Below are 25900 nucleotides of genomic sequence, written 5' to 3'. Positions count from 1 at the left end.
CGATCAGTCCTCCCTTTCGCCGAAACGGCTTAAATAAAGGAAATGCTCGAACAAATTGCGGGATGCGGCTTTGCCCTGGTTTTTCAGCTGGGGGTGCTTGAAGATGGTCCGGCCCGGCTTGGAGTTGGCTTCGAACATCCAGACCTTCTCATCCGTGTCGATGCCCAGATCAAGCCCGATTTCCCCGAGCGCGTGGGGATATTCCCGTTCGATAGCCTGGGCCAGCTGAACGGCCGTGTTTTTCGCTTTGTCGAGCACTTCCTCCGCCCGGCTGCCATAGGCGGTTTGCAGCACCTGATCCGGGGTCAGCAGCTCCCCGCCCGTTCGGACATGCGTCGTGACGCTGCCTTTGCCGGCTTTTTTGGCCCCGATGCCGGAAACAACCCATTCATTGCGATTGTTTTTGGTCAGGTGAAACCGGAAGTCGATCGGGCACTCGTCGATTTCAATCAGCCGGATGCCTTGCTGAATAACGTAATGGGACATGCGGAGATTCAGCCGCTTCAGCATGGCGAGAAGGCCCTGAAAACGGGGAAAGCGCATCAGTACGTTGCTGCCTTTCCGCCGGTAGCGCAGGTAGTAGCCTTTGCCGGGCTGGTACGTCAGCCGGAAGATGCCGAAGCCCAGGCTGCCCGTTGTCGGTTTGAGGTATACGAACCGGTGCTTTTCGAGCATGCTGCGGATTTCCTCGGGGTCCGGATCGATTTCGGTATCGGGCACGTGGGCCGACATGGTCTGGTCGTTGTCCAGAAGCCGGTACACGTCCCATTTGTCAAAGAAGTCCCAATTGAAGAACGGGATGCCGCGGCGGACGAACCTCCGCTTCAGCTCCAGCATCGAAGCGGATTTCTCCGCCCACCGGTGCGGCAGACGGTTGTAAACGACATCGGGAAGCGGCACGGTCTTTCGTCTCCACCCGCCGTGCTCCTGGCGGAAAAAGCCGGTTACCGTCTCGTCGTTCCAATTCACGCTGCGCGGGGAAAAGGCGAAGAGAAACCCGTTGTTTTTGGCCAGGTCCGCAAGCTCGCGGATGATCGGGGTGCGGCCCCCGAAGGGGCGTTCGGCATTCGCCGTAATATCGGTCATCACGCCGACCAGGGGCCCGATCCGGACCGCCCGCTCGCCGTCGGTGCGCACGAAGCAGCTTCCTTCGTGCGGCAGACGGAGGGATGCGGCGGCGGATGCGGGGAGAACCAGCAGGTTTCCCTGGCGGTTCAAGGTTTTCACCGTGAGCGTCACGCTGCGGGAGCCGATCCGGAGGGTGCACGTTCTGCCGGGGGTAAGCTGCATTCGTTTGCACAGCGGACGGGTCAGCGCGACGAAACGCCCTTCCTGACGGGTGATGAGGATGTTGCATGAAGTCAAACTCATCGAGAGTTCCTCCTAAACGATTCGCCGGTTTGGTGCGGGCTAAACGGCCGCGGGAGCCGGATGGCGGCGCGCGAGTGCGAGCGCGTACGCCACCGGATTGGCGACGGAGCGGCGGGCGGCTTCGGTATCGCCCGCCGCCCGGAACGCTTCCCGTCCGGGACGGGAGTTTGCTTCGAGGAGCCAAAGCCGTCCGGAAGGCTCTATGCCGAAGTCCAGGCCGAGCTCGGCGAACCGGCCGAATGCGCGCTCCAGCACCTTGGCCGCCAAAACGGACAGCCGGCGGATCCGGTCCAACAGCCGGCTTGCCTCCGCTTCGCCGAATCTCCGGGCAAGGTGTCTCCCGGGGTCGGCCGCCCGTCCGCCGCCATGCAGGTTCGACACGGCGCTGTCCGGCGCGCCGATCCGGACGGCCGTGCCCGCGACGGTCCAGGTGCAGGAGCCGTCCTTCTGCACAAGGCAGCGGATGTCGCAAACGGGCTCGCCGTCCCAGGCAAGCTGCAAGCAATCCTGCACGAGGTAATTCTGCGCGCCCGTAAAGCCGCGCAGCCAGTCAAGAAAGTCATCGGAAGCGGCAAAGGTCCGCCGGAACGGCTTTCCCGTCCGGTCGCGGCCGTCCGCGGCAATGCCCGCGCCGTCCGCGCCGCATAGCCGGAGACGGCAGCAGCCCTTGCCCTGCGAGCCGCAGTCCGGTTTCAAAAACGCCGCGCCCCGCCGTGCCAGCCGCAGCAGCACGGCTTCGCCGTTGCCGGCGGGTCCGGTAAAGGGCAAATACGGCCGCAGCGCCGGACAGCGGGCGAGCGCCCGGCCGGTTTCCCGCTTCCCGCCGAGCCGGCCGGACAAAAGCGGGATGGCGTGCGCGGCGAGCCGCCGGCGGCCGAGGCGGGCGGCCCGCGCTTCATCGGGCCCTTCGGGAAAACAGCGGTCGATTACGGCGTGCGGCAGGGCAAACCGTCCGTCCCGCCAGACGCCCGCAGCCGCGTCGTACGCTTGACCGCTGACGCCTTCCGCAGGGGTAAGCAGCGCCTCCGGAGCAAAGACATACAGGTTCGCGCCTTGACGGCGGGCTTCGGCGCTCAGCTCCGCGTAGGTCCGGCTCTCCCGGAAGAGAAGCCGCCCCGGACGGGGAAACGCCATTACGCCGATCGAGGGCCGGCTCGTATCCATAAGCGACGCCTCCGGAAAACGAAATAAAACAGTTCTGTCAACGACTGGTTCATCATATGAGGACAGATATCCCTTGGTGCTTGATCCGCGCCCAACTTGATGCCCCGGGGGACGCGTCATAAACCGCGCCCGCCGGGCATATGCTGAAGCGAACAAGCTTCGGAAGGGAGCGGGCAATCATGAAAGGAACCAAAAGCATGCTATGTCTCAGCGGAGCGCTCGGCCTGCTGATCTATGCCGTCCCGCAGCTCAGAATGGGCGAGGGGTTCATGCTTCCCACGGTTTTCGGGGTGCTTTGGCTGGCCATGCTGCTGCTGATCGTGGCGGCGCATTTGCATGACATCATGGGCGTGGATGAAGAAGAGCGGGCGGAGTACCGGGCGGTCAAGCGGGCGCGCAAATGGCGGATGGAGCAGACGTTAAACAGTGCAGCGAATGCCTGGAAGGGCAAACGGGAAGGCGCCTGAACACGGCTGAACCCACGGAGGGAATAGGGAGAGGGATCACCGGCAAGAAAAAGAGACGTTTCCGAAAAGCGGACCGCCGCTGATCGGGAACGTCTCTTTATGCGTTGTACGGGAAGCGCGGCGGGTGACCGCCGGTCTTACTTGACGACCAAAACCGGAATCTTGGCGTGCTGCACGACTTCATGGCTGACGCTGCCCAGCATCAGTTCACGGAAGTTTCCGAGGCCGCGGCTGCCGATCACGAGCAGATCAAACGCGCCTTCTCGGGAATAATTCAGAATCGTTTCGGCGGCGGGGCCTTCGATCTGAACCAGCTTCGAATCGTGGGGCAGCGGCTCCAGCAGCGGCTTCAGCTCCTCCATCATCCGCTCGGAATCGTCATAGTATTCTTTTTGGGCGCTTGGCGGCGGCGTGATCATCGCTTCCCCGAGCACCATAACCGGATACTGCAAAACATTCAGCACGTGCAGCTCCGCTTCGGGGTTCAACGCGGCAAGCTCGATGGCTTTCGCCAGCGCTTTCCGGGAGGGCTCCGAACCGTCATAAGCCAGTAAAATTTTCTGAAACGGCATCTGCAATCACTCCAAACGGGTTGATGAGTTCCCTATCGACTCTATTATATCACGCCGTTTGGAAGAAGCCCAAAAACGCGGTTGCCAGCCGGGAGCGGAAAACCCCGCCGGCCTTTCCAACGTCTCTATTAACAAATGATATTTCCAAAGGAGAGACGAAAGCATGGGCAAAAAACGGTTCGCGATTTTGTCCGCCCTCACGGCGGCAAGCCTGCTGGCTGCAGGCGCAGGAATGGAAAGCGCGCCGGTCGGCCTTCGGGTGGACGGCGCGGAGATAAAAACGGCGGGAACGGTTTCCGTCAAAGACGGGACCGCCTTTGCGCCTGTCCGAACGGTTGCCGAGGCGCTCGGGGCGCAGGTCACCTGGAATGCCGGGCAGCGCGCCGTCGAGCTCCAGACGCAGCCGACGCCGCAGGAGGCGGCGGAATGGATACGAAAGCACAGCGGACTTGGAACGATACCGGAAGACTATTTCGAGTTTATCACCGTTGACCCGATTCATGCCGACGCGGACCCGGAAGCCGAATACGCCGTCCGAATGGACGGCGGGGTTCATTTGGGTTATTTTTTTGTATTCGACCGTCACCCCGGCGGCGTCCGCCTGCTGTTTGAGCGCGAATGGCAGGTCGACTCGGTTCGGGCGGAGCCCGCGTTCTTTCTTGGTTCCGTTCCGTTTTACGAGGTGGAGAGCCGCGACGGGGGCAGCGGCCTCGATATGCGCGAGGTCCACTTGCTGACCCCGGACGCCGCGGGGCGCTGGAAGGAAGCGTGGAGCGGCGTGGCAAGCGAAAGATCGGTTTTTCAGGACACCGTCTATCTGCGTCTGGGCGGGTATCGGTTTTACAATGAAAAAGCGGAATTGATCCATTGGCAGACGGAAGCGAAAGAAAGCCTGGCCGGCGTGCCGTTGACGGAACCGGTGACAAGCACACAAACGTTCGTTTTTGAAAACAACCGCTTTGTGGTCAAACAAAGCGAGGCCCGTTAAGCGGCGGGGACAAAAAGACAACGGGCAAAAGGCAATTGCCCCGCCGCCACGGCGTCATCCGCGCCGGATCGGTATTTCCCGTTCCCGGCTGGGCGGGGCTTTGGGAAGCCGGATGATGAGGTTGTTTTTGGTGATGCGGGCGACCGCGCCCTTTGACGCAACCGCAACGGGGAGCGCAAAGAGGCGCTCGGTTCCGCCGGGCAGACCCGAGAGCCGAAGCTGCGTGCGGTCGGCATGCAGCAGCAGCCGGCTCGGCTCTGTCCTGTCCGGCAGCGTGAAGCGCACCACCACCGCGTCCCCCGACGCGGTGATCCGCGGGTTGCGCGGATAGGACGGGGCGGGGGCGTGAACCGTGTTTTCGGGCTGGCGGGACTCGGGACGGGCCGCCGCCTGCTTGCGCGTATCCGCCGCCGGTTCGTGCTGTTCCTGGCCCGGTCCGGCATGCGGCGCGGCCGTGCCGATGGAGAGCGAGTCAAGCGTGTGCTTTACGAAGTCCTCGATCAGGGAGCGCATCCATTCGCCGGACTGAAGGGCTTCCGCCGTTTTGGGCAGCGGGGTTTTTCCTTCGAGCAGCCGGTTCAGCGCCACCCATGGGTCAGAATCGTTTTTCGAGGGCATTCCGTCTTCCTCCTTCCTCGGTTTCCTTCCAGTTTATGAAGGGATTTCTCTGTGCGTGTTCCGGGAAGTTTCGGCTGACAGTGCTGAACGGGCATTCGCCGGCATAAGATGGCGGATAACCGGCGAATGCGGACTGCGGGCAGGGAGGCGTAGGGGATGCGGCGGCCAGCAAAGCTGAAAATCGAGCTTGGAAACATCAACGTGTCCCATATCGATTCCGGCTCCGGCATTTTTATCGGGACGAACGCCCAGTGGGGGTGGAGCTCCCACGCCAAGAACGTATCCGGCTTCGGAACCGTATCCGGCATGATGAACCGGCTGTCGGGGAACATCAGCGTGATTTACGACAATGACCTGGTCGATACCCCGATCGACGACCGCGACCTCATCGGGGGACCGTCGGCGGGTTCCGCAGTAGGGCTGGCCGCAGACGCGGCGGGAGTACCCGCAGGTTCCGCAGTGGGACCGGCCGCCGTAGCGGCAGGAGTACCCGCAGGTTCCGCAGTGGGACCGGCTGCCGTCCCGGCGGATGTAGCCGCTCCCGCCGCGCATACCTTCGGTCAGACGACAACGGCACCCGGCCCGAAGACGGGCGGAAAGCCCGATGCACCGGGATTGGACACGCGGCACGCCGCCCCGCCAAACGCTTCGGAAAGGCCAAGCAAAGGCAGGAGGACTCCGTGAAGCTTGCGCGCGGATGCGCTGCACCATGTCGGCGGGCGCGGAATAGGCTGAAATGGGCGCATGCGGCCAACACCAAGGGATCGGCAGGTGGGCGGATTGACGGTCAGTTTAAACTTCAATAGCATCGTCATCAACTCGAATAGCACCAATGCCGGGCTTTTTCAGGGCGAGAACGAGCAATGGGGCTGGAACGCCCACTCCAAACGGGTGGTCGGCGTCGGTCTCATCTGCGGGCAATATAACCTCATCACCAATCCCTATGTCATTCTCAGCAACAACAGTCTTGTGGATACGCCCATTTTCGATAATGAATTCAACAACAATCCGTCGGTGACGACCGCAGGGGCTTAGCATAGGGAAACAGGCCGGAGGCATATAGTGGAAAAGGGGGACGCGTATCGGACGGAGCCGGTCCAGGCGGACTCCAATCGGCGGAGAAAGGAGTGCCGGGTCCATGAAGTTGTTGATCGGCGACCTTCGGGCGGACCGTCTTGGCCGGAGCTCGGCCATCCGTTCCGGACGCAACCGCCCGGCGGGGCACCGGGACGTTTCGGTGCGGAGCGAAGGCTTCGGAGAAGTGGCCGGGGACCGAAATATTGTGGAAGCGGGCGTTTCCGGCGCAAGCCGTCCCCGCACGGCGCTTGCGGAAGAAGGCGAACCGAATGGCGGAGGATAAAAAAGAACGGCGCTGTCCGCGCTGCCGGGAAAAAGCGGACGAGAAGGACAAGTATTGCGTACACTGCGCGGCGCCTCTCGTGAACACCTGTACGAGCGAAGGAGATTTGTTTACCAAAAAATGCAGCCACGTCAATCGGGAGGACGCCGCTTATTGCGCCAAGTGCGGAAGCCCGACCGTATTTTACAAGGAAGGCCTGATCGGCGGAGTCCAAATCCGGCATGACGGAAGGGGAGGGCGAAAGCCATGAGCATCGGGGAAAGCCGCGCTATGATGAAGAAATGGAAGGAACAGGCGATCCGTGTCCTCGGCGAAGACTTCTGGGAAGAGCTTGGGGACATGCTGCCGCAAAAGGGCCCCCGGACCGATCTGTACCGGGACGGCCGCGACCTGGTGGCGGTAATGGAGCTTCCGGGCGTGGACTCGCCGGAAGGGCTTTCGGTGTCGCTGACCGGAAAGTGGCTTACCGTCAGCGGCGAAATTCCGTTTTCCTATCCGGTGAACGAGGACGATTTGTTATGCTCGGAGCGCCAATTGGGCCGGTTTGTCCGCAAGCTGCCGCTTCCCGAACCTGTCGACCCGGACCGCGTCAGCGCATCCTATCGCCAGGGGCTGCTGATACTTACAATGGCGCTGTACCCGGACGCCGAGAGCCGCACGGTGGCGGTCGAATTTGAAGGGCGGGAAGAGGCGGAGGAATGGCGGGGGTGACGGATGAAGCCAGGGAGCGGGAACCGGTGGACGGCGAGCAGCTCCGGCTGCTCCGGGACATCCTGGAGCGGCTGGAGCGGCTCGAAGCCCGATGGACCCGAGCCGAGCCGGGCGGAGAATGCCGCTTTACAGTGGAGACCATGCACGTCGACCGCTTTGTGGCCGACGAGCTTGTTTTTCGCATGGACCGGCTGGAAATCGGGGAGCTGAGCGGAGAGCTTACGATCGGCAACCGCTTTGGCGCGTCGCGCGGCGGCGGGCGGCGGGCGGAAGACCCCGGAAGCCGGGAGAGACCGGGAGACCGGGAGAGCACGGAGAGAACGGGAAGCCGGGAGAGTGCGGAGAGCAGGGGGATAGCAACGAAGCCGGCTTCGGCTCTCGGCCGGGAGGCCGTGCCTGCAAAAGCGGCAGGCGAAGGCACCGTGACTCTTCCTCCGCCGGAAGACTTGCCGGGCGAGAACCTCCGCGAGCCGCAGAGGCCGCCGGCGGAGCATGCCCGCAGAGCAGACGAGCCGCCGGAGCACGGCCCGGCAGGCCGGTGCCCGCCGGACGCCGGGAGCGAGCCGACCGCGGCCGGGGAGCCGCGCGTGGGCGCATCCGCCGCACCGGACGCCGGGAGCGGGGCGACTGCAGCCGGGAGTGAGCTGACCGCGGCCGTAAAGCCGCGCATGAGCGTATCCGCCGCGCTGGTGGCCGGGAGTGGGACGCCCGCGGCCGGAGAGCCGCGCATGGGCGTATCCGCCGCACCGGTGGCCGGGAGCGAGCCGCCCGCTGTGGAAACGCCTCTTATGGACGTTTCCACTGCCAAGCGGGAGCCTGTCCGGGTTGCGGTACGGGAGGACCGGATGAATGCTCCGGCCGGATTGTCCGCCCGCGGTACCGTGCGGCCGCTTTCGCCAGGGACACTTGACAAAGACAAAGAACGGACCTTCCCGTCATCCCTTCCCGCCCCCGGCAGAACCGATCCGGAGGAGAAGGGGAGAAAAGCGGGGATGGAGCGCACGGGTACAGGCTTCCGGTTTTTACCCGGGTGAGGAGGAGAAGCGATGCCGGGTTCTTTTTTATCTCCGACGTTTGTTATTGGCCATATCCGCATCGGGAGTGTGGAAGGCGCGTCTTGTATCAACATCGGCAACAATGTTCCAGCGGGGTTTGCCAGCCGCAAAACCCACAACCAGGGATTCGGCTCCATAGGCGGGGACGGAAACCGGTTCAGCGGCGCGCGTTCGTTTCTTCATGAGAATGCCGCGGCCGAGCCGGAGACCGGCGTCCGGGAGGATCCCGGGATTCCCGAGTGGATCAAGGAATGGATGGCCGATATTTACGCGGCGGAAAAAGACGGGGAAGAGGAAGCGGAGCCGGCGGTCCAGCCGGAGGAGGAGGGAGGGAATGATCCTTCCGCATAAAAAAGCAGACTGACGGCCGCTCCGGGGCTGTCGGCCTGCTTTTTTGCCGTCCGCTAGAAAATGGTGCCCGCAATGCCGCCCGCGCCGCCGCCAAAACCGGCGATCGGATTGTAGCCGCCTCCGACACCGCCCAAAACGCCAAGGCCGCCTCCTCCGCCAAGCAGCGAGCCGCCCGGGAAGCCGCCAAATCCTCCCGGAAAAGCTCCCAAGCCGCCCACGCTTCCGATTCCTCCAAGCCCGCCCAGCCCGGCCAAACCGCCAAGCCCTCCGAAGCCGCCCAACCCGCCCGGACCTCCGAATCCGGGGAGAGCGCCTGGACCGCCAAATCCGCCAAACCCGCCGAATCCTGCGGGAGTGCCTAGGCCGCCAAATCCGCCTAACCCGCCGAATCCCCCTGGAACGCCAGGCCCTCCGATCCCGCCTAAGCCGCCGGGGAAGCCGCCCGGAAAACCTCCGGGTCCGCCGAAGCCTGGCGGCTTACCAAAGCCCCCGATTCCTTTCGGATAAGCCCCCACCGCCAGAAGATTCGTCAAAAGCAGAGGAATGATGGCCGAGACGGACGCTTTTCCTTTTTTGCCGCGGGATAGATAAAGCTTGCCGCCGGACACCTTAAGCAGTTTGCCGCTTATGACCCGCCCGTCCTTTGTCAGCGCATATATGCGTTTCCCGGTCCACTTGCGGATGGTAGCCGGGTTTGCTCCCGATCGCGTCATGTTCCCACCTCCATGCCTGTTCCTTTCTCATCGTATGAGGGCTGGCGCCGCCCGGCCGGGACAACGGCACATGTTTCCGAAAAATGTGCTTGGGTGAAGTCCCTTTTCGGAGAGGCGGGATATGATGTAGCGAACGTTCGCGCGGAGAACCGATGCGCGGACCAAGGAGGCGGCGTGAAATGATACGATATCGGGCTCCCGGGGACGACCGGGAGATCACGGGGCTGGTGCGAAGGGAGCTGCTTCCGTACGCCCGCCATGCGTTTCCCGGCATCCAGGTGGAGGTAAGCGAAATCCGGGCCCGGCTGGACAATGCCACCGTGTTTGTAATGGTCGATCCGGCGCAGCCCGGCGGGAAGCTGGCGGGCTTCATCGCGGCCGTTCCGACATCCGGCGGTTTGTGGGTCGACATGCTGGCCGTAGCAAAAGAGCACCAGGGAAAAGGCTGGGGAAGCGAGCTGCTCAAGCATGCCGAGCGGCTCGGCCGGCACCGGGTTTGCGACTCCGCCCATCTCTACGTCGATGCCGTCAATGCCGGAGCGCAGCGGTTTTATACCAGACATGGCTACCGAATGGCCGGCTACAACGAAGCCATTGACTGCTACCAGTTGACCAAGCCGCTTTTTTCCCCGGCATTAAGCCATAGGGGACACGCGTACAATCCCTTTCGGGATTCCGCCATACAATGACACTGTGCATGGGTCAAATGTGCACGCAACTCACACCTGGCGGATGAGAAAGGAGTGCGTCAAGCATGGCATTTTTGGGTGGAGGTTATCCCTGCGGCGGCGGCGGCTACGGCAACAGCTTCGCATTTGTACTGGTTCTTTTCATTCTGCTGGTCATCATCCTGAAAGCCTGGGTTTAGGACCCCAGCCAGCCGGAACCGGCGCCTGATGGCGCCGGTCTTTTTTATAGCTGAACTTGGGTTCCCGCAGTCCGTTTGCGAACCGCGAAATCTTCGGTCTGCAAACAAAGGTTAGGGCGCGGACTTAGACGGTATAAGCGTGTAATGCGGGCCATTTAGTGTGTAACGAGAATAGGTCGTGCATAACGGGGCTGGTACACGTGTAACGTGAATGGTACATGCGTAACGTGAATGGTACATGCGCAACGTGAATGGTACATGCGCAACGTGAATGGTACATGCGCAACGTGAATGGTACATGCGTAACTCGAAAGATACAAGCGTAATTCGATGAATACACGAGTAGGCGTCACAGATGTAACGCGGATCGTTCGTACATAACACAGACGATACATGAGGCTTAACTCGGATGCTACACGCATAAGGGGCCAGTACACAAGTAAAGCAAAGGGTACACGCGTAACGCGGGCGTACTCGGGCAACGTAGTCCTTACATGCTTAACTTGGATGATATACGCATAACGCGACAGAACACACGTAACCAGACGGGCATGCGTTAACGTAGTCGTGAATGTGTTAGCTGCCCATGCAGGCGTAACTCGGGGAATAACCGCGTAACTCGTGCGTTCAGGTTTACGCAACCGTAGGTACGCAACTTGAATGATAGACGCGTAACGCAGGGGCGCACGTACATAATGCGATAAAAGCGTAACGCAGACGAATTTCGCATAACGTACACAGTATCCGCCTAATGAGAATTTTTTTTCCTACCACCGACATGTGACGCTGAACACCGCGCGCTGGGAGCTTCGTGCGGTGCGGAAAAGAGACGCTGATTGCCGCTTCTCGCTTCTTGTAGAATAGCTGGGATAAAGCTTTGCCATGCGGGCTATGCGATGATTCTGCTAGGGGACTGCTTGCCGATTGCGCTAACGGTTGCCACAGAGCCTATTTGCCTCAAAAAGAGGCGTTTCGAAATGTAACGGTTGCCACGGGGCTTATTTATGCTTTTTTGCGTGGTTAAGCACGGTTTTCTCCAAAATAAGCTCTCTGGCAACCGTTAGAAATTAAAAAAGGCGGTTTTGGCGTGAATAAGCGCTGTGGCAACCGTTAGCGTTGAGCTGAGGCCAAACAGGCGATGCTGCTTGACACCCCTTCCATAAACCACCAAAGGGAAAGCGGTTCTCTTCGCTAGACCGAAGGGAATGGGAATTCTCTTCGCTATATCTCGAGCGAAACCGCTTCTCCTCGCCAGAACGAAGCGAAACCAGTCCTCTTCGTTAAGGNCTTCGCTAGACCGAAGGGAATGGGAATTCTCTTCGCTATATCTCGAGCGAAACCGCTTCTCCTCGCCAGAACGAAGCGAAACCAGTCCTCTTCGTTAAGGAAAACCGGTTCACTTCGCTAGACCGAAGGGAATGGGAATTCTCTTCGCTATATCTCGAGCGAAACCGCTTCTCCTCGCCAGAACGAAGCGAAACCAGTTCTTTTCGTTAAGGAAAACCGGTTCTCTTCGCTAGACCGAAGGAAACAGGATTACTCGTCGTTATCCATCAAAGGAAAACCGGTTCTCCTCATCAGTCCCCCGAGGGAAAACAAGCTCACTTCGCTGCCGCAGGTTCTGCCGGAGAGCCTTTTTCCGGCTTTTGCCATGCTGTCTGCCATTTGGGAACCTGGAGAAGCTCCTTTTTATCCGCCCAAGAGGGCCCGATCCCTGGTTTAGCAAGTTACAATCATCGTTCCCTGTGCAAGTGGAGAGAGTGCTGCGAGTGAGCGGGGTAACCAGACTTTTTTTAATAGGCCGGCAGCCGGGCATGCTTGGGCAAAAATCGCTGGCAAAAGGGGGGCGTTTCGTTGTGAACCGGGGCCTGCACGTATTATAATCGTCATACAGACTAGTACAGGATACCCGGAAAGGGTGAAACACATGGACGATTATTCGAACGAGCCTTCCCTTACCAAGCACGAGCAGATTTTGCGTTATATTGAAAGCCTGCGCGTCGGAAGCCACATTTCCGTCCGGAAAATCGCCCGGGACCTGGACGTCAGCGAAGGAACCGCCTACCGGGCGATCAAGGAAGCGGAGAACAAAGGCATTGTCAGCACGAAGGAACGCATCGGAACCGTCCGGATCGAGAAAAAACAGAAAAACATCGACAAGCTTACGTTTCTCGAGGTCGTCAATATCGTGGACGGGCAGGTGCTCGGCGGCGCCCGGGGGCTGCACAAATCCCTGAACAAGTTTGTTATCGGGGCGATGGAGCAGGTGGCGATGCTTCGCTATATCGACGCGGGGAGCCTGCTGATTGTCGGGAACCGGGAGGAAGCGCACAAAGGCGCCTTGCAAAACGGGGCGGCGGTGCTCATTACCGGCGGTTTCGATACCAACGCTGAAGTGAAGCGACTGGCGGACAGCCTGGGGCTTCCGATCATCTCCAGTTCATTCGATACGTTTACGGTGGCGTCGATGATCAACCGGGCGATCTACGACCGGATGATCAAGAAGAAAATCATGCTGGTGGAGGACGTCATTACCCGCGCCAAGCTGCACGCCCTCAAGACGAGCAGCACCGTGGCGGACTGGCGCCGGCTGGCGGAAACGGCCGGGTTTGACCGGTTTCCGGTCGTCGACGAATGGAACCGCGTCATCGGAATGGTAACGGCGCGCGATGTGGAAGGGGCGTCGCCCGAGCAGCAGGTGGAAAAGTACATGACGCGCAATCCGGTCACCATTCATTTGCGCACGTCGGTCGCCTCCGCCGCCCACCTCATGATGTGGGAGGGCATCGACCTGCTGCCCGTTGTGGATGCGGGGCGCAAGCTGGTCGGAAGCGTGAGCCGTTCTGAAGTCATGAAGGTGCTGCAATACATCCAGCGGCAGCCGCAGATGGGGGAAACCTTCGACGATCAGATGTGGACGAGCTTTGCCGAATTCACCGACGAGAACGACAACGTCGTCTTTCGCGGCCGGATGTCCCCGCAGATGACCAACCAGCTTGGCACGGTATCGTCCGGCGTGCTCAGCACGCTTCTGACGCAGGCCGCATACCGGGCTGCCGAACGCTACAAAAAAGGCGATCTGGTCATCGACAACGTTTCGGTTTACTTTTTACACCCGGTGCAGATGGAGAGCGATATTTTGATCCGTCCCGTCATTCTGGAGGTCAGCCGCAAATTCGCCAAGCTGGAAGTAACTATGCACGCGGAAGACCGCCTTGTGGTCAAAGCGATGATCACCGCGCATGTATTTGAAGATTTGTAAAAAGCCGGCGGAAAAGCAGGAAAGCAGCCCGGCGCGAAAACGATTGAGCCCGTTTGGCTTTCGTTCGCGCCGGGCCGTTTTGCCTTGCCGGGGGGCTCTTCCGCCGCCGTGGCATTGGACCGTCTGGCCTTCGTTCCGCGCCGGGCCGTTTTTGCCTTGCCGGGGGGCTCTTCCGCCGCCGTGGCATTGGCCCGGCCGGGCTTGCATATACATAAGCCGAGCCTGTCCGGAATTCGGAGCGATTGCGGGGACGGCGGGCAGCCTGAGCGAAGGAAGGTGCGCCGTGAACGCGTTTCTTGTCAAGTGCGTGCTGGATCTGTTCATCGCCTTTGGTTTTGTGCTTGGAGGAAGCTTGCTCGCCGGCATCGGCGCGGTGTTCATGCTGCAGCCGCCTTCAAGCGTTATGGAGTCCGTCGCGTCCAATATCAAAATTTGGGCCATGATCGCCGCCGCCGGCGGCACGATCGACCCGATCCGCATTATTGAAACCAATTTTCAGGAAGGGTACCTGTCGCCCGCGATCAAGCAGATTCTTTTTTTCGCCGCCTCTTTCATCGGAGCCCATCTGGGCTACACGCTGGTTCACTGGATGTGCGGAGGCCCCGGAGCGGGGACGAAGCCGTGAGGGTGCCGCCGTTCGACCGCTATCGCGGCCTGATGGTCGGAAGCGCGTTATTTCTCGCAGGCGCCGTATGCGGCAGCGCGGTTTATATGAGCCTGCACCAGCAGGCCTTTTCCCGCTTGTGCGCCATAAATGCGGACCTGCGCGCGGAAACCGAGGAGCTGCGGACCAATTTGAACGCGCTCACGGGCATGCAAAACCGGATGGAGACGGTCACCAAGCTATCGGTGCATATCGACCGGACGGGGGACGGGGAATTGGACGAGTGGACGGAAAGCGAGCTGCGCAAAGCGGTGCGGCAGGACCTTCAAGTGGCGTCCGGCCGGCCCGTCAGTGCGGTGAAAGCCGCGCCGCTTGTTTTTCTCCGGCTGGTGGACGGGAAGGTATATCCCGCGATCAAGGGAAAGGATTACCGGGTGCGCGTCCAGTCTTTGGTGGTCGTGCAGTCGGAGCTGTCCGTGTGGATTTCCGCCAAAGAATATGTAAAACCCGCTCCCTGACAGGGAGCGGGGAAGAACATGACAAGGCGTTGGTTAGGACAATTTCGGCTTGACGAGCGGCCCGACCGGCGGCCCGGCCGGCAGGCGTTCGCTCCGACGGGCCGGTTCATGGAAGGGAGAGGGGCGGCTACACTACGTCCGATCCTTCGGTGCGCGGTAGCGCCGGAAGGATCGGGTGAAGCCGGCGGCGAACAGGGGGCGGAGGGCGGGAATCCGCGCCAGATTTCGGACAGCCGGATCAATAGCCGCGGCAATCGGAACGGCGAAGCCGATGTAGAGCAGAAGCCCGGTCCCGATGGCCAGCACCCCGGACGAAAGCTCAAACAAACGGAGGAGCGCAAGCGCAGGGAATACCGGCAGCAAGGCCGCGAGCGGTCCGAATGCCGCCAGTCGGGCGTACGAGGTCTGAATGGAGGCGCGCGGGCAAGTGTTGATGCAGCGCTGGCAGCCCTCGCACCGCCAGTTCCATTCCGGCCGGTTCCGTTTCATGGCGATCACTCCCGCCGGACAGCTTCGCGCGCAGGCGGAACAGCCGTCGCAGCTTTTATCGGCCGCAAACAGTTTGCCGAGAAGGCGGCGTCCGGCCAGGCGGTAGCCCCAGTAGACGGGCACCGTCACCCAACGCATAAACGGATGGCGGACGCGGAGCGAAGGAAGTCCCGCCGCGATCCGTTCGGCAAAGCCGTCGATCTGCCGGTCTCCCCGCCTGCAAATAGCGGCGGCCTGGTCCGGATCGGGCGGGTTGAAGAACTGGGTCCAGTTTTCCGGATAAGTGGCAAAATCCTCAAAGAAGACCCGGAAGCCCCGTTTGCGCAGCGCGGAGGCGACGCGGACGGTCGCCCGGCCGTCGTATCCCTCCGCGCTGCCCGAGGTGCCGCCGACGGCAATGACAGCCGCCCGCCCGCCGTCCGCCGGGGCAAATCCGCGGGCGTAGTTCAGGACCAGCTTCGGCGGACCGAAGCCGTAAAGCGGAAACAGAAAAACATGAAGATCTCCGGTGGTTTTCTCCGGACCGCTACCTTGCTCTGCGCCTCCGAAGTCACTATCCGCGTTCGGTCCGCCCGCGGCCGGATTTTTGCCGATGTCGACTTTTTCGGTTTCGTATCCGCGCGCAGCCAACGCTTGCTCCAGTCTGGCCGCCGCCCGCCGGGTATTGCCGGTGCCCGAAAAATAATGAATGACCGTCCGCTTCATAACCGCCCGCCTCTCTTCGCCGGCACTGTCTTTTTCCCTTTCCGGCCGGTTTTGTACTACCCTCAGTATAGAAGATTGCCCTTTGGCGCACTGTGACAATTTGCTCCCGGGCTCGTGTTTTGCCACGGATGCCGGCTGCCGGGTGCTGGGCGGGAAAAAACGGAAACTGCGGGCGATAGGGGAATGTGGGTTCGCATGCCCTCTTCCTTGTGGTAAAATAGAAGAATAACGATCAACGGATTGGAGCAGCGCCATGAACGGATTTGTGCATCTGCACGCTCACAGCGAATACAGTCTTCTGGACGGGGCCGCCCGCGTCCGCGAGCTGGCGGCGAAAGCCGCCGAATTCGGCATGCCGGCGCTCGCCTTGACGGACCACGGCGTGATGTACGGCGCGATTCCGTTTTACAAGGCCTGCCGCGAGGCCGGGATCAAGCCGATCATCGGCGTGGAAGCCTATCTGGCAAGCGGCAGCCTGAGCGTCAAGGCTTCCCGCCAGGAGTCCCCGACCAGCCACCTGGTCCTCTTGGCAAAGAACGAAACCGGCTACCGCAATCTGATGAAAATGACAACTGTCGCCCATTTGCAGGGCTTTCACTATAAACCGCGGATCGATAAGGACCTGCTGAGCCGCCACGCCGAGGGGCTGGTCTGCCTCAGCTCCTGCCTCAAAGGCGAAATTCCGCAGCTTCTGCTTCAGGACAAGCCGGAGGAGGCGCGCCGCTCGGCGGAGTGGTTCCGCGGCGTGTTCGGAGACGATTTTTACCTGGAAATTCAGGATCACGGCATGCTTGAGCAAAAAAAGATCATTCAGGGCATGATCGCGCTGAGCCGGGAAACCGGCATCCCGCTCGTCGCCACCAATGACGTGCACTACATCAACCGGGCGGACCACGAAGTGCAGGACATCCTGCTCGCGATCGGCACAGGCAAAAACCTGGACGATCCCGGCCGCTTCCGCATCGACACGCAGGAGCTGTACATGAAGAGCCCCGAGGAGATGGCCCGGCTGTTTCCCCATTTGCCGGAAGCAATTGCGAATACGCTGGACGTTGCGGCCAAATGCGACCTTCAGCTGGAATTCGGCCACTCCATCCTGCCCGAATTCCGGCCGCTTCCCGCCGGTCTGGACGCGGGCGATTACCTTCGGAACCTATGCGCGGAAGGCCTTGCGGAACGGTTTGGAGGCACGGACAGCTGGACTGATGGGGCCGCCCGGAAGGAGCTGGAGGACCGGCTGTCCTACGAGCTGCACGTGATCGAGTCGATGGGGTTTTCGGATTACTTCCTGATCGTCTGGGATTTCATCCGTTATGCGCGCGAGAAAGGCATCGCCACCGGACCGGGACGGGGCTCCTCTGCGGGCAGCCTGGTCGCCTACGTGCTGCGGATCACGGACGTGGACCCGATCCGCCACCGGCTGCTGTTTGAACGGTTCCTGAACCCGGAGCGGGTCAGCATGCCCGATATCGACATCGACTTCAGCGACGAGCGGCGGGACGAGGTGATCGATTACGTGGTCGCCAAATACGGCGAGGAGCATGTTGCGCAGATCATCACGTTCGGCACGATGGCCGCCAAGGGAGCGGTCCGGGACGTCGGGCGGGTCATGAATCTGCCGTACGGCGAGGTCGACAAGGCGGCCAAGCTGATCCCGAACCGGCTTGGCATTACGCTCAGCCATGCCCTGACGATGAGTCCCGACCTGAAGGAGCTTTGCGCGAAGCAGCCGTCGACCGGCCGGCTCATCGAGCTTGCCATGAAGGTCGAAGGCATGCCGCGCCATGCCTCGACCCATGCGGCCGGCGTCGTCATTTCCCGCGAGCCGCTCACGCATTACGTCCCCCTCCAGGAAGGAACGGAGAAAACGCCGCTCACCCAGTACACCATGGAAAATCTGGAAGCGATCGGCCTGCTCAAAATGGACTTCCTCGGCCTGCGGACGCTTTCGATCATCGAGCGGACGATGAACTGGATCGCCGAAAGCGGGAAGGAACTGCCCGACTGGAGCCGGTCGGAATACGACGATCCGGCCACCTACGAGCTGCTCAGCCGGGGCGAAACGACCGGCATCTTCCAGCTGGAATCGCCGGGCATGCGCCGCGTGCTGAAGGAAATGCGGCCGAGCTCGTTCGCCGACATCGTCTCCGTGCTGGCGCTTTACCGGCCGGGGCCGATGGAATTTATTCCGAAGTACATCGACAGCAAGCACGGCCGTGCGGAGGCGGAATACCCCCATCCCGATCTCCGGCCGATCCTTGAGGATACGTACGGGATTATCGTCTACCAGGAGCAAATCATGCAGATCGCCTCGCGCATGGCCGGGTTTTCGCTGGGTGAAGCCGATCTTCTGCGGCGCGCCGTCAGCAAGAAGAAGCGTGACGTGCTGGACCGGGAGCGGGAGCATTTTACGGCCGGCTGCGTGAAGCAGGGTTATTCGGCCGAGGATGCCGGCAAGGTGTACGAAATGATTCTCCGCTTCGCCGATTACGGTTTTCCGCGCGCCCATGCGACGGCCTACGGCGTGCTGGCCTATCAGACCGCCTATCTGAAGGCCCACCATCCGACGCCGTTTATGGCGGCGATGCTGACGGCCAACATGGGCAGCCACCGCAAGGTGGCGGAATACGTGGACGAGTGCCGGCGCATGGGCATTCGGGTGCTGCCGCCCGACGTAAACGAAAGCCGCGTGACCTTCACGCCGCTGGCGGGGCGGGATGCGGCGCGGCCGGACGAAGCCGGAACCGGTCCGGAAGAAGCCGGCTGGATCCGATTCGGGCTGGCGGCGATCAAAAACGTCGGCACGAACGCGATCGACGCCATTATCGCCGGGCGGACGGACAGTCCCTATGCCGACCTGCTCGACTTCTGCCGCCGGGTCGACCTGCGGCAGTGCAACAAGCGGGTGATCGAATCGCTCATCCAGGGCGGGGCGCTCGATACGCTGCCGGGGCACCGGGCGCAGCAGATCGCCGTTCTGGACGATACCGTGGAAGCCGCCGCCAAATGGAAAAAGGAGCGGGACGATCTACAGCTCCATTTGTTCGGGTTGACCGAGGAAGTCAACTGGACGGTGGAATACCCCGACATCCGGCCGTACACGCGCACCGAGCAACTGGATATGGAACGGGAGCTGCTCGGGCTCTACCTGTCCGGCCATCCGCTGGATGATTACGATGACGCCTTGTCCGGTCAGGACCTCGATTCCATCGCCTATCTGGGCGACATTCCCGAGGGGGAAGAAGCCGTCGTGGCCGGCATGGTCGTTTCGGTGAAGGAAATCGTCAGCAAAAAAGGGCAGCAGATGGCCTTTCTGGAGCTGGAGGACCGGATCGATCACGCCGAAGCGGTGGTTTTCTCGACCCTGTGGCGGACGCTGCGCGGAAAGCTGCAAAAAGGCTCGCTGATCGCGCTGCGCGGCAAAGTGCAGCACGAGGAGGAAGCCTGCAAGCTGCTCGCCGAGCAGATTGTGCCGCTTGCGGGCGACGATGCGGCCGCATCGGTCCGCTCGCTCCGGCGCGGCGGCTCCCGCCCGCGCTCCGAAGCGGGCGCGCCGTCCGCCGCTGCGGCGCCGGCCCGTCCGCGCGGCCGGAGCGCCGGCCCCGTCCGTCCGCCGCAAAGCGAACGGACGGACGGGGCGTCCGGTCCCGCCGGGAAAGAGCGGGACGGAGCACCGGGCGGCGGCGCACCCGCGGCGCTTCCCGCTTCCGAACACGATGCATCGGCCCGCGCGGCCTCCCCGCGTGCGTCCCGTACACAGAAGGTGTTTGTGAAGATCGCGGCGGACCGCGAGGAGGGGGAGCGGTTGATACGCTTGCAGGCGCTTTTGCAGGCGAACACGGGGCCGCTGCCGGTCGTGCTGTTCTACGAGCGCGGCCAGAAAACCCGCGCCCTGAGCGAGAAATACAATGTCAAGCCTTCGCCCGATCTGATCCGGGAGATCGACCGGCTGCTTGGGGAAGGTTCGGCGAAGGTGAACTGACGAAGCCGGGAAAATGCCTCTCCCGCACGGCTTTTCACGGCGGCACATGGGGAAATCTAGCGTTTGCTTTGTTGCGGCCCAATTGGTGGTTGTGCTATGATATTTCTATTGTACACGCTTGTGAAGCAAGGGTTCGGGGAGGTTGCATACGCATGTGGACAGTCATCTATATCGCACAGACCGCCAAGACTGCCGAGCGTATCAAGCAAAAATTGACGGAAGAAGGGTTTTTGGTCCAGATCCGGGCCATCAATCTGAACAAGACCCAGTTCGAAATCCTCGTTCCCGAGGGCGAAGTCATGGAAGTGCAAGAGGTGCTCGGCACGATTCTGCACCGCTGACGGCATGGCGCGGCTTCGGCCGGGAATGCAGGCGCGGGAGAACTGCGCGATCGACGTCGCTTTGGGGTCCCGAAATAAGCTTTGCGAGGTGTCTTTGTGCAGCTTAAGGATTTGTTCCAGAAGAAACGGAAGTACGCCACGGTTCCCTCCGAGAAGACCAAACGGGAAATTCCGGAGGGCTTGATGAACAAGTGCCCCAAATGCGGCGCCATACAGTTCAACATGGAATTGCAAAAAAACTTGAAAGTATGCGCCTCATGCGGTTATCATTTCATGTTGAACGCGGCCGAGCGGATCGAGATGCTTTTGGACGGCGGAAGGCTGTTTGAGTATGACGCCGACATGGTTTCGGAGGATCCGCTGAGCTTCCCCGGCTACCCGGAGAAGACGGCTCAAATGATTGAGAAGACGGGCTTTCGGGACGCCATTGTAACCGGAGAGGGGACAATCGGCGGCTTTCCTGTGGTCGTCTGCATCATGCACTTCGAATTTTTCAGCGGAACGCTGGGAAGCGTGGTCGGGGAGAAGCTCGCCCGCGCGGCCGAGACCGCCCTGCAGAAGAACTATCCGCTCATCGTGTTCTCCACGTCGGGCGGAGCGCGGATGCAGGAAAGCATCCTCTCCTTGATGCAGATGGCCAAAACCAGCGCCGTGCTCGGCAAATTCGGCGAGGCCGGGGGCTTATACATATCCGTCATGACGGATCCGACGCTTGGCGGAGTCAGCGCCAGCTTTGCCATGCTGGGCGACATCGTGCTGGCGGAGCCGGGGGCCGTCATCGGCTTTGCCGGACGCCGCGTCATCGAGCAGACGATCCGTCAAAAGCTTCCCGATAATTTTCAAACCTCCGAGTTTAACCAGCAGCACGGGCAGATCGACAAGGTCGTCCACCGCAAGGACCTGCGGGCCACGCTCACGAAACTCCTTGACATTCATACGGTGAAGGAGGTTGCCCATGGCGGGTGAATTGCCTTTTGAACAGCCCATTGCAGAGCTGAGAGGGAAAATCGACGAGCTGAAGCGCTTCGGCGAAGAGAAGGGAATCGATTTTTCCGATGAAATCGCACGCCTGGAAGAGCGCTACCGCCTTCTGGAGGAAGAAATTTACGGCAGCCTTGGCGTGAAGCAAAAAATCCAGATCGCCAAATCCCCGCAGCGTCCGACTACGCTCGACTACATCCAGATGATCTTTTCGGATTTTGTCGAGCTGCACGGCGACCGCCTGTTCGGGGACGATCTGGCCATCGTGGGCGGGCTGGCCAAGCTTGACGGCATTCCGGTAACGGTTGTCGGCCATCAGAAGGGGAAGGATACGAAGGACAACCTTGCCCGCAACTTCGGCATGCCCCATCCCGAAGGCTTCCGCAAAGCGCTTCGTCTGATGAAACAAGCGGACAAGTTCCGCCGTCCGGTCATTACGTTCATCGACGTGGCCGGCGCTTATCCGGGAGGAGCCGCCGAAGAGCGCGGCCAGGCGGAAGCCATCGCCCGGAACCTGCAGGAAATGTCCCTTCTCCGGGTGCCGGTCATCTGCGTTGTGATCGGGGAAGGCGGCAGCGGCGGGGCTCTCGCCCTTGGCGTGGGAAACCGCGTCCTGATGCTGGAGAACGCCATTTATTCCGTTATTTCGCCTGAAGGGGCCGCTTCCATCCTTTACAAAGACGCTTCGCGTTCTCTTGAGGCCGCCGAGCGCATGAAAATTACGGCGGCGGACATCAAGGAACTCGGCGTGATTGACGACATCGTCCCCGAGCCGCGCGGTGGCGCTCACCGCGATCCGAAGCTGGCCGCCGAGGCCATTTGCGACAAATTGCGGACTCATTTGAACGAGCTGATGAAGCTTGCGCCGGACGAGCTGCGCGAGGACCGGTACCGCAAATTCCGGCAAATCGGCCGCTTCGGCTTTTTGCAGCCGCTCGGATAACCCGGGTGCGCCACAACTTCGATATTTTCGCTCCCCCAAGCGTAAAATATATATTCTGCCAGTGCATGTGCAAATTTTAGGAGGAAACCACCATGCGAAAAACAAAAATCGTTTGTACCATCGGTCCGGCCAGTGAATCGGAGGAAATGCTGACGAAGCTTGTTGAAGCGGGCATGAACGTCATCCGCCTCAACTTCTCCCACGGCGACTTCGAGGAACACGGCAACCGGATCAAGAACATCAAGGTAGTCCGCGAGAAGCTGAACAAAACCGTTGCGATCCTGCTGGACACCAAAGGGCCGGAAATCCGCACGGGCAAGCTGAAGGAAGAGCCGATCGAGCTGATTCAGGACGAAACCCTGGTGCTGACGACCGAAGAAATCCTCGGCGACAAAAACCGCATCTCCGTCACCTATTCCGACCTTCCGAAAGACGTTGAAGTCGGTTCCACGATCCTCATCGACGACGGCCTGATCGGGCTGGAAGTTCTGAAGGTCGAAGGAACGGAAATCACGACGAAAATCGTCAACGGCGGAACGATCAAGAGCAAAAAAGGCGTGAACGTCCCGGGCGTCAAGATCTCCCTGCCGGGCATCACCGAAAAAGACGCCAACGACATCATTTTCGGCATCGAACAAGGCATCGATTTCATCGCGGCCTCTTTCGTGCGCAAAGCAAGCGACGTGCTGGAAATCCGCGAGCTGCTGGAAAAGCACAACGCCACCCACATCCAAATCATTTCGAAGATCGAAAACCAGGAAGGCGTAGACAACCTGGATGAGATCATCGAAGTCTCCGACGGCATCATGGTTGCCCGCGGCGACCTTGGCGTAGAGATCCCGGCCGAAGAAGTGCCGCTCGTGCAAAAGCTGATCATCAAGAAGTGCAACAAAGTCGGCAAGCCGGTCATCACGGCTACGCAAATGCTCGACTCCATGCAGCGCAACCCGCGCCCGACGCGCGCCGAAGCCAACGACGTCGCCAATGCGATCTTCGACGGCACCGACGCCGTTATGCTGTCCGGCGAATCCGCTGCCGGCAAATACCCGCTGGAATCCGTCCGCACGATGGCCCGCATCGCGGAACGCACGGAGCAAGCGCTGGAGCACCGCGAAATGTTCCTGAAGCAGGCGCAAGCACAGCAAACGTCCGTTACGGAAGCGATCAGCCAAGCGGTAGCCAACTCCGCGCTTGACCTGAACGCCAAAGCGATCGTCACGATGACCGAAACCGGCTATACGGCCCGCATGGTATCCAAATACCGTCCGGCCGCCCCGATCATCGCTTACACGTCCAATGAGCAAGTGCTCCGCCGTCTCGTTCTGGTATGGGGCGTCATTCCCGTACTTGGCGAACTGGGCAACACGACGGACGAAATGATCGAGCTCGCCCTGGACGCCAGCCGCAACAAAGGCGTCCTGAACCTCGGCGACCTGGTTATCGTTACGGCCGGCATTCCGGTCGGCCGATCCGGCGCGACGAACCTGATCAAGGTTCACCATGTCGGCGAGCTGATCGCGCAAGGCCAAGGCATCGGAAGCCAGACGGCGACCGGCAAAGTCGTCATCGCCAAGAACGCGCAGGAAGCGATCGAGAAAGTAACGGAAGGCTCCATTCTGGTAGCCGCCGGTACGGACAAGGATTACATGCCTGCTTTTGAAAAGGCGGCCGGCATTATCACGCAAGCCGGCGGTATCACGTCCCATGCTGCAGTGGTTGGCCTGAACCTGGGCAAACCGGTCATCATCGGCGTGGAGAACGCCCTGAACCTGCTCCAAGAAGGAACGGAAGTTTCCCTTTACGCCGAGCAAGGGTTCATCTACTCCGGCAAGGCTGCCGTTCTGTAAGAACCTTTCGGCATAGCTGAATAACCCGCTGAGCGGCCGACCGGGCTTTGTCCCGCCGGCCGTTCTTTGCAAACAAACCGGTTTACCGGGAAAGATGGAGGGTGCTCACACTGCGTGTCCTGATGCTGATTGTCGTTGGGCTGTCCGTCCTTGAATTTTGGGGAATCTACCAAATGGCCGTATGGATCGGCGGCTGGCAGACGCTGCTGCTCATCCTCCTGCTTTCGCTGTTCGGCGCCTATATGGCCCGCAAAGAAGCGGCCTACACCTGGCGAAACGCTTCGGATCAGCTCGCCCGGCGCCAAATCCCGGCGAGCACCGTGGTCGACGGCATTTGCGTCGTGCTTGGCGGCTGCCTGCTGATCTTTCCCGGTTTTTTCAGCGACATCGTGGGGCTGTTTCTTTTGCTCCCGCTGACGCGTCCGCTGGCGAAAACGATCCTGCTCGCCATCCTCAAAAAACAAATCGAAAAAGGGAACTTTCGCATTTTCCGCCGGTAACCGCCGGCGGATTTTGTTTTGAAACAGGGATTAAAAAATTTCATCATCCGAATCCGGGTTTTCGCGAGTCAAACGCTTACAACCAAGGGTATAAAGTAGTGGCGCGCGTTTTGTTCACAGATTTGCAACACATTCTTTTATGATCTTGATAATGAAGTTTTATTTTGGTTTCATTCACAAAGCCATTCCAATACTTTATTATTAATATCAGGAGAATGATAAATCTTGTTTATTCATCAAGTCAGGAAATAAAGGAGAGAGACGGATGACAGCCACCAAAGGTTTGGAAGGAATCGTTGCCGCCACCACCTCTGTCAGCTCTATAATCGACGGGATCCTGACTTACCGCGGATACGACATCGACGACCTGGCGGACAATGCGACCTTTGAAGAAGTCGTTTATTTGCTTTGGTACGGCAAGCTGCCGAGCGGCGCCGAGCTGGAGCACTTCAAGGCACAATTGAGCGCAAGCGCTGCCGTTCCCGCCCCTGTTATCGACCTGATCCGCCTTTTTCCATCCGGTACGAATTCGATGGCCGCTCTGCGCACCGCGGTTTCTTCGCTTGCCCTCTATGACGAAGAAGCGGACGACATGAGCAAGGAAGCCAATCTGCGGAAAGCCATTCGCCTGCAGGCGCAAATCCCGACGATCATCGCCGCATTTGCGCGGATCCGGGAAGGAAATTCCCCCATAGAACCAAAAGAAGGCGCTTCCATCGCGGAAAACTTCCTGTATATGCTGAACGGGGTCGAGCCCGATTTTATCGCCACCCAAGCGCTGGACAAAGCGCTCGTCCTGCACGCGGACCATGAATTGAACGCGTCCACCTTTTCCTCGCGCGTGACGGTCGCCACGCTTTCGGACATTTATTCCGGCGTCACCTCCGCGATCGGGGCTCTGAAAGGGCCGCTCCACGGAGGAGCAAATGAAGCGGTTATGAACATGCTGGAGGAAATCGGAACGATGGACAACATCGAGCCGTACGTCCGCCGCAAGCTGGCCAACCGGGAGAAGCTGATGGGATTCGGCCACCGGGTGTACAAAAACGGCGATCCCCGGGCAAAGCATCTGCAGAAAATGTCCCAGGAGCTCGGCAAACTGACCAACAACTTGCTTTGGTACGAAATGTCGGTCAAAATTGAAGAGCTGGTTACGGGACTCAAAGGGCTGAGGCCCAACGTCGACTTCTATTCCGCTTCCGTTTACACGACGCTTGGCATTGCGCGGGATTTGTTCACTCCGATCTTTGCCATCAGCCGCTGCTCGGGGTGGACCGCTCACATCCTGGAGCAATACGAAAACAACCGGATCATCCGCCCCCGCGCGGAATACGTCGGCGACGCCGACCAGAAATACGTGCCCGTCGAGTTCCGGTAAACGGAGGCGGCGCGTGACCGAACGGACGAAGCGGAGGGGTGGCTTTTCCCGCCGGATTCGTCCGTACGCAGGTACATAAGCACAGGCTGCAGGCAGAGAACCGAACCGCGCC

The 25900-nt window shown here is 60.6% G+C and carries 27 protein-coding genes; 21 read left to right on the top strand and 6 right to left on the bottom strand.

The annotated features are described in order from the left end of the window. Nucleotides 1-3: 3 nt before the first annotated feature. Nucleotides 4-1371 (bottom strand): YheC/YheD family endospore coat-associated protein, encoded by a 1368-nt coding sequence (locus AC6I6H_RS16430; protein WP_497955053.1) that lies wholly within the window; start codon nucleotides 1369-1371, stop codon nucleotides 4-6. 39 nt (nucleotides 1372-1410) lie between these two features. Beyond that, a complete protein-coding gene (locus tag AC6I6H_RS16425; protein ID WP_497955052.1) occupies nucleotides 1411-2535 on the bottom strand; it encodes a YheC/YheD family endospore coat-associated protein in 1125 nt (374 codons plus the stop codon). Nucleotides 2536-2714: 179 nt separating this feature from the next. Here AC6I6H_RS16425 and AC6I6H_RS16420 point away from each other — a divergent pair, with 179 nt between their 5' ends. Beyond that, nucleotides 2715-3002: a hypothetical protein gene (locus AC6I6H_RS16420; protein WP_497955051.1), complete on the top strand. Its 288-nt coding sequence runs from the start codon at nucleotides 2715-2717 to the stop codon at nucleotides 3000-3002. A gap of 137 nt (nucleotides 3003-3139) precedes the next feature. Here AC6I6H_RS16420 and AC6I6H_RS16415 read toward each other — a convergent pair whose 3' ends face one another. Continuing rightward, nucleotides 3140-3574, bottom strand: a complete 435-nt coding sequence (locus AC6I6H_RS16415; protein ID WP_497955049.1) for a universal stress protein — start codon at nucleotides 3572-3574, stop codon at nucleotides 3140-3142. A 163-nt stretch (nucleotides 3575-3737) separates the two neighbouring features. On the opposite strand from AC6I6H_RS16415, the gene AC6I6H_RS16410 reads away from it, so the two are divergent. Further along, nucleotides 3738-4562, top strand: a complete 825-nt coding sequence (locus AC6I6H_RS16410) for a stalk domain-containing protein (protein ID WP_497955048.1) — start codon at nucleotides 3738-3740, stop codon at nucleotides 4560-4562. Nucleotides 4563-4616: 54 nt separating this feature from the next. Here AC6I6H_RS16410 and AC6I6H_RS16405 read toward each other — a convergent pair whose 3' ends face one another. Continuing rightward, complete coding sequence (locus AC6I6H_RS16405) at nucleotides 4617-5180, bottom strand: Hsp20/alpha crystallin family protein (protein WP_497955047.1); 564 nt, start codon at nucleotides 5178-5180, stop codon at nucleotides 4617-4619. A gap of 156 nt (nucleotides 5181-5336) precedes the next feature. Between AC6I6H_RS16405 and AC6I6H_RS16400 the strand changes: the two genes are divergently transcribed. The 7 genes from AC6I6H_RS16400 to AC6I6H_RS16370 all read left to right on the top strand — a co-directional run bounded on the left by AC6I6H_RS16400 (nucleotide 5337) and on the right by AC6I6H_RS16370 (nucleotide 8657). After that, nucleotides 5337-5864 (top strand): hypothetical protein, encoded by a 528-nt coding sequence (locus tag AC6I6H_RS16400; RefSeq protein WP_497955046.1) that lies wholly within the window; start codon nucleotides 5337-5339, stop codon nucleotides 5862-5864. Between the two features lie 96 nt (nucleotides 5865-5960). Continuing rightward, nucleotides 5961-6215, top strand: a complete 255-nt coding sequence (locus tag AC6I6H_RS16395) for a hypothetical protein (protein ID WP_497955045.1) — start codon at nucleotides 5961-5963, stop codon at nucleotides 6213-6215. A 103-nt stretch (nucleotides 6216-6318) separates the two neighbouring features. Next, a complete protein-coding gene (locus AC6I6H_RS16390) occupies nucleotides 6319-6540 on the top strand; it encodes a hypothetical protein (protein WP_497955044.1) in 222 nt (73 codons plus the stop codon). After that, nucleotides 6527-6790 carry a hypothetical protein gene (locus AC6I6H_RS16385; RefSeq protein ID WP_497955043.1) on the top strand — a complete coding sequence of 88 codons (264 nt, stop codon included), beginning with the start codon at nucleotides 6527-6529 and terminating at the stop codon, nucleotides 6788-6790. The genes AC6I6H_RS16390 and AC6I6H_RS16385 overlap by 14 nt, the downstream gene beginning before the upstream one ends. Beyond that, on the top strand, nucleotides 6787-7251 hold the full coding sequence (locus tag AC6I6H_RS16380; protein WP_497955042.1) for an Hsp20/alpha crystallin family protein: 465 nt from the start codon (nucleotides 6787-6789) through the stop codon (nucleotides 7249-7251). The genes AC6I6H_RS16385 and AC6I6H_RS16380 overlap by 4 nt, the downstream gene beginning before the upstream one ends. Continuing rightward, nucleotides 7239-8285, top strand: coding sequence for a hypothetical protein (locus AC6I6H_RS16375; RefSeq protein WP_497955041.1), 1047 nt, complete (start codon nucleotides 7239-7241; stop codon nucleotides 8283-8285). The genes AC6I6H_RS16380 and AC6I6H_RS16375 overlap by 13 nt, the downstream gene beginning before the upstream one ends. Nucleotides 8286-8297: 12 nt before the next feature. Then, the gene (locus AC6I6H_RS16370; protein WP_497955040.1) at nucleotides 8298-8657 is read left to right on the top strand and encodes a hypothetical protein; all 360 of its coding nucleotides are present in this window, start codon (nucleotides 8298-8300) and stop codon (nucleotides 8655-8657) included. 53 nt (nucleotides 8658-8710) lie between these two features. Here the strand turns inward: AC6I6H_RS16370 and AC6I6H_RS16365 are convergent, their stop codons facing one another. Next, nucleotides 8711-9370: a hypothetical protein gene (locus AC6I6H_RS16365; protein ID WP_497955039.1), complete on the bottom strand. Its 660-nt coding sequence runs from the start codon at nucleotides 9368-9370 to the stop codon at nucleotides 8711-8713. Nucleotides 9371-9549: 179 nt separating this feature from the next. Here AC6I6H_RS16365 and AC6I6H_RS16360 point away from each other — a divergent pair, with 179 nt between their 5' ends. From AC6I6H_RS16360 to AC6I6H_RS16340, 5 genes are all read left to right on the top strand, one after another. Continuing rightward, nucleotides 9550-10059, top strand: coding sequence for a GNAT family N-acetyltransferase (locus AC6I6H_RS16360; protein WP_497955037.1), 510 nt, complete (start codon nucleotides 9550-9552; stop codon nucleotides 10057-10059). A gap of 65 nt (nucleotides 10060-10124) precedes the next feature. Further along, on the top strand, nucleotides 10125-10238 hold the full coding sequence (locus AC6I6H_RS16355) for a YjcZ family sporulation protein (protein WP_497955036.1): 114 nt from the start codon (nucleotides 10125-10127) through the stop codon (nucleotides 10236-10238). A 1927-nt stretch (nucleotides 10239-12165) separates the two neighbouring features. Then, entirely contained in the window at nucleotides 12166-13500 is a 1335-nt protein-coding gene (locus AC6I6H_RS16350) for a DRTGG domain-containing protein (RefSeq protein ID WP_497955035.1), read from the top strand. Nucleotides 13501-13783: 283 nt separating this feature from the next. Beyond that, entirely contained in the window at nucleotides 13784-14125 is a 342-nt protein-coding gene (locus tag AC6I6H_RS16345) for a YtrH family sporulation protein (RefSeq protein ID WP_497955034.1), read from the top strand. After that, nucleotides 14122-14622, top strand: coding sequence for a sporulation membrane protein YtrI (locus AC6I6H_RS16340; RefSeq protein ID WP_497955033.1), 501 nt, complete (start codon nucleotides 14122-14124; stop codon nucleotides 14620-14622). The genes AC6I6H_RS16345 and AC6I6H_RS16340 overlap by 4 nt, the downstream gene beginning before the upstream one ends. A gap of 132 nt (nucleotides 14623-14754) precedes the next feature. Here AC6I6H_RS16340 and AC6I6H_RS16335 read toward each other — a convergent pair whose 3' ends face one another. Continuing rightward, nucleotides 14755-15816 (bottom strand): EFR1 family ferrodoxin, encoded by a 1062-nt coding sequence (locus tag AC6I6H_RS16335; RefSeq protein ID WP_497955032.1) that lies wholly within the window; start codon nucleotides 15814-15816, stop codon nucleotides 14755-14757. Nucleotides 15817-16069: 253 nt separating this feature from the next. Between AC6I6H_RS16335 and AC6I6H_RS16330 the strand changes: the two genes are divergently transcribed. The 7 genes from AC6I6H_RS16330 (at nucleotide 16070) to citZ (ending at nucleotide 25788) form a co-directional block, all read left to right on the top strand. Further along, nucleotides 16070-19798, top strand: a complete 3729-nt coding sequence (locus AC6I6H_RS16330; protein WP_497955031.1) for a DNA polymerase III subunit alpha — start codon at nucleotides 16070-16072, stop codon at nucleotides 19796-19798. Nucleotides 19799-19950: 152 nt separating this feature from the next. Further along, nucleotides 19951-20139: a glutamate decarboxylase gene (locus tag AC6I6H_RS16325; RefSeq protein ID WP_497955030.1), complete on the top strand. Its 189-nt coding sequence runs from the start codon at nucleotides 19951-19953 to the stop codon at nucleotides 20137-20139. Nucleotides 20140-20235: 96 nt separating this feature from the next. Then, on the top strand, nucleotides 20236-21105 hold the full coding sequence (gene accD, locus AC6I6H_RS16320; RefSeq protein WP_497955029.1) for an acetyl-CoA carboxylase, carboxyltransferase subunit beta: 870 nt from the start codon (nucleotides 20236-20238) through the stop codon (nucleotides 21103-21105). Beyond that, a complete protein-coding gene (locus AC6I6H_RS16315; RefSeq protein WP_497955028.1) occupies nucleotides 21095-22063 on the top strand; it encodes an acetyl-CoA carboxylase carboxyltransferase subunit alpha in 969 nt (322 codons plus the stop codon). Before accD ends, AC6I6H_RS16315 begins: the two co-directional genes overlap by 11 nt. Nucleotides 22064-22155: 92 nt before the next feature. Next, a complete protein-coding gene (gene pyk / locus AC6I6H_RS16310) occupies nucleotides 22156-23910 on the top strand; it encodes a pyruvate kinase (protein WP_497955027.1) in 1755 nt (584 codons plus the stop codon). Between the two features lie 101 nt (nucleotides 23911-24011). Then, entirely contained in the window at nucleotides 24012-24410 is a 399-nt protein-coding gene (locus AC6I6H_RS16305; protein ID WP_497955026.1) for an FxsA family protein, read from the top strand. A gap of 265 nt (nucleotides 24411-24675) precedes the next feature. Continuing rightward, a complete protein-coding gene (citZ, locus tag AC6I6H_RS16300; protein ID WP_497955025.1) occupies nucleotides 24676-25788 on the top strand; it encodes a citrate synthase in 1113 nt (370 codons plus the stop codon). Nucleotides 25789-25900 lie beyond the last annotated feature (112 nt).

The organism is Gorillibacterium sp. sgz306347, assembly GCF_059735245.1.
Note: the sequence above shows the minus strand (reverse complement) of the source record. Positions and strands in the feature narration are given on the sequence as shown.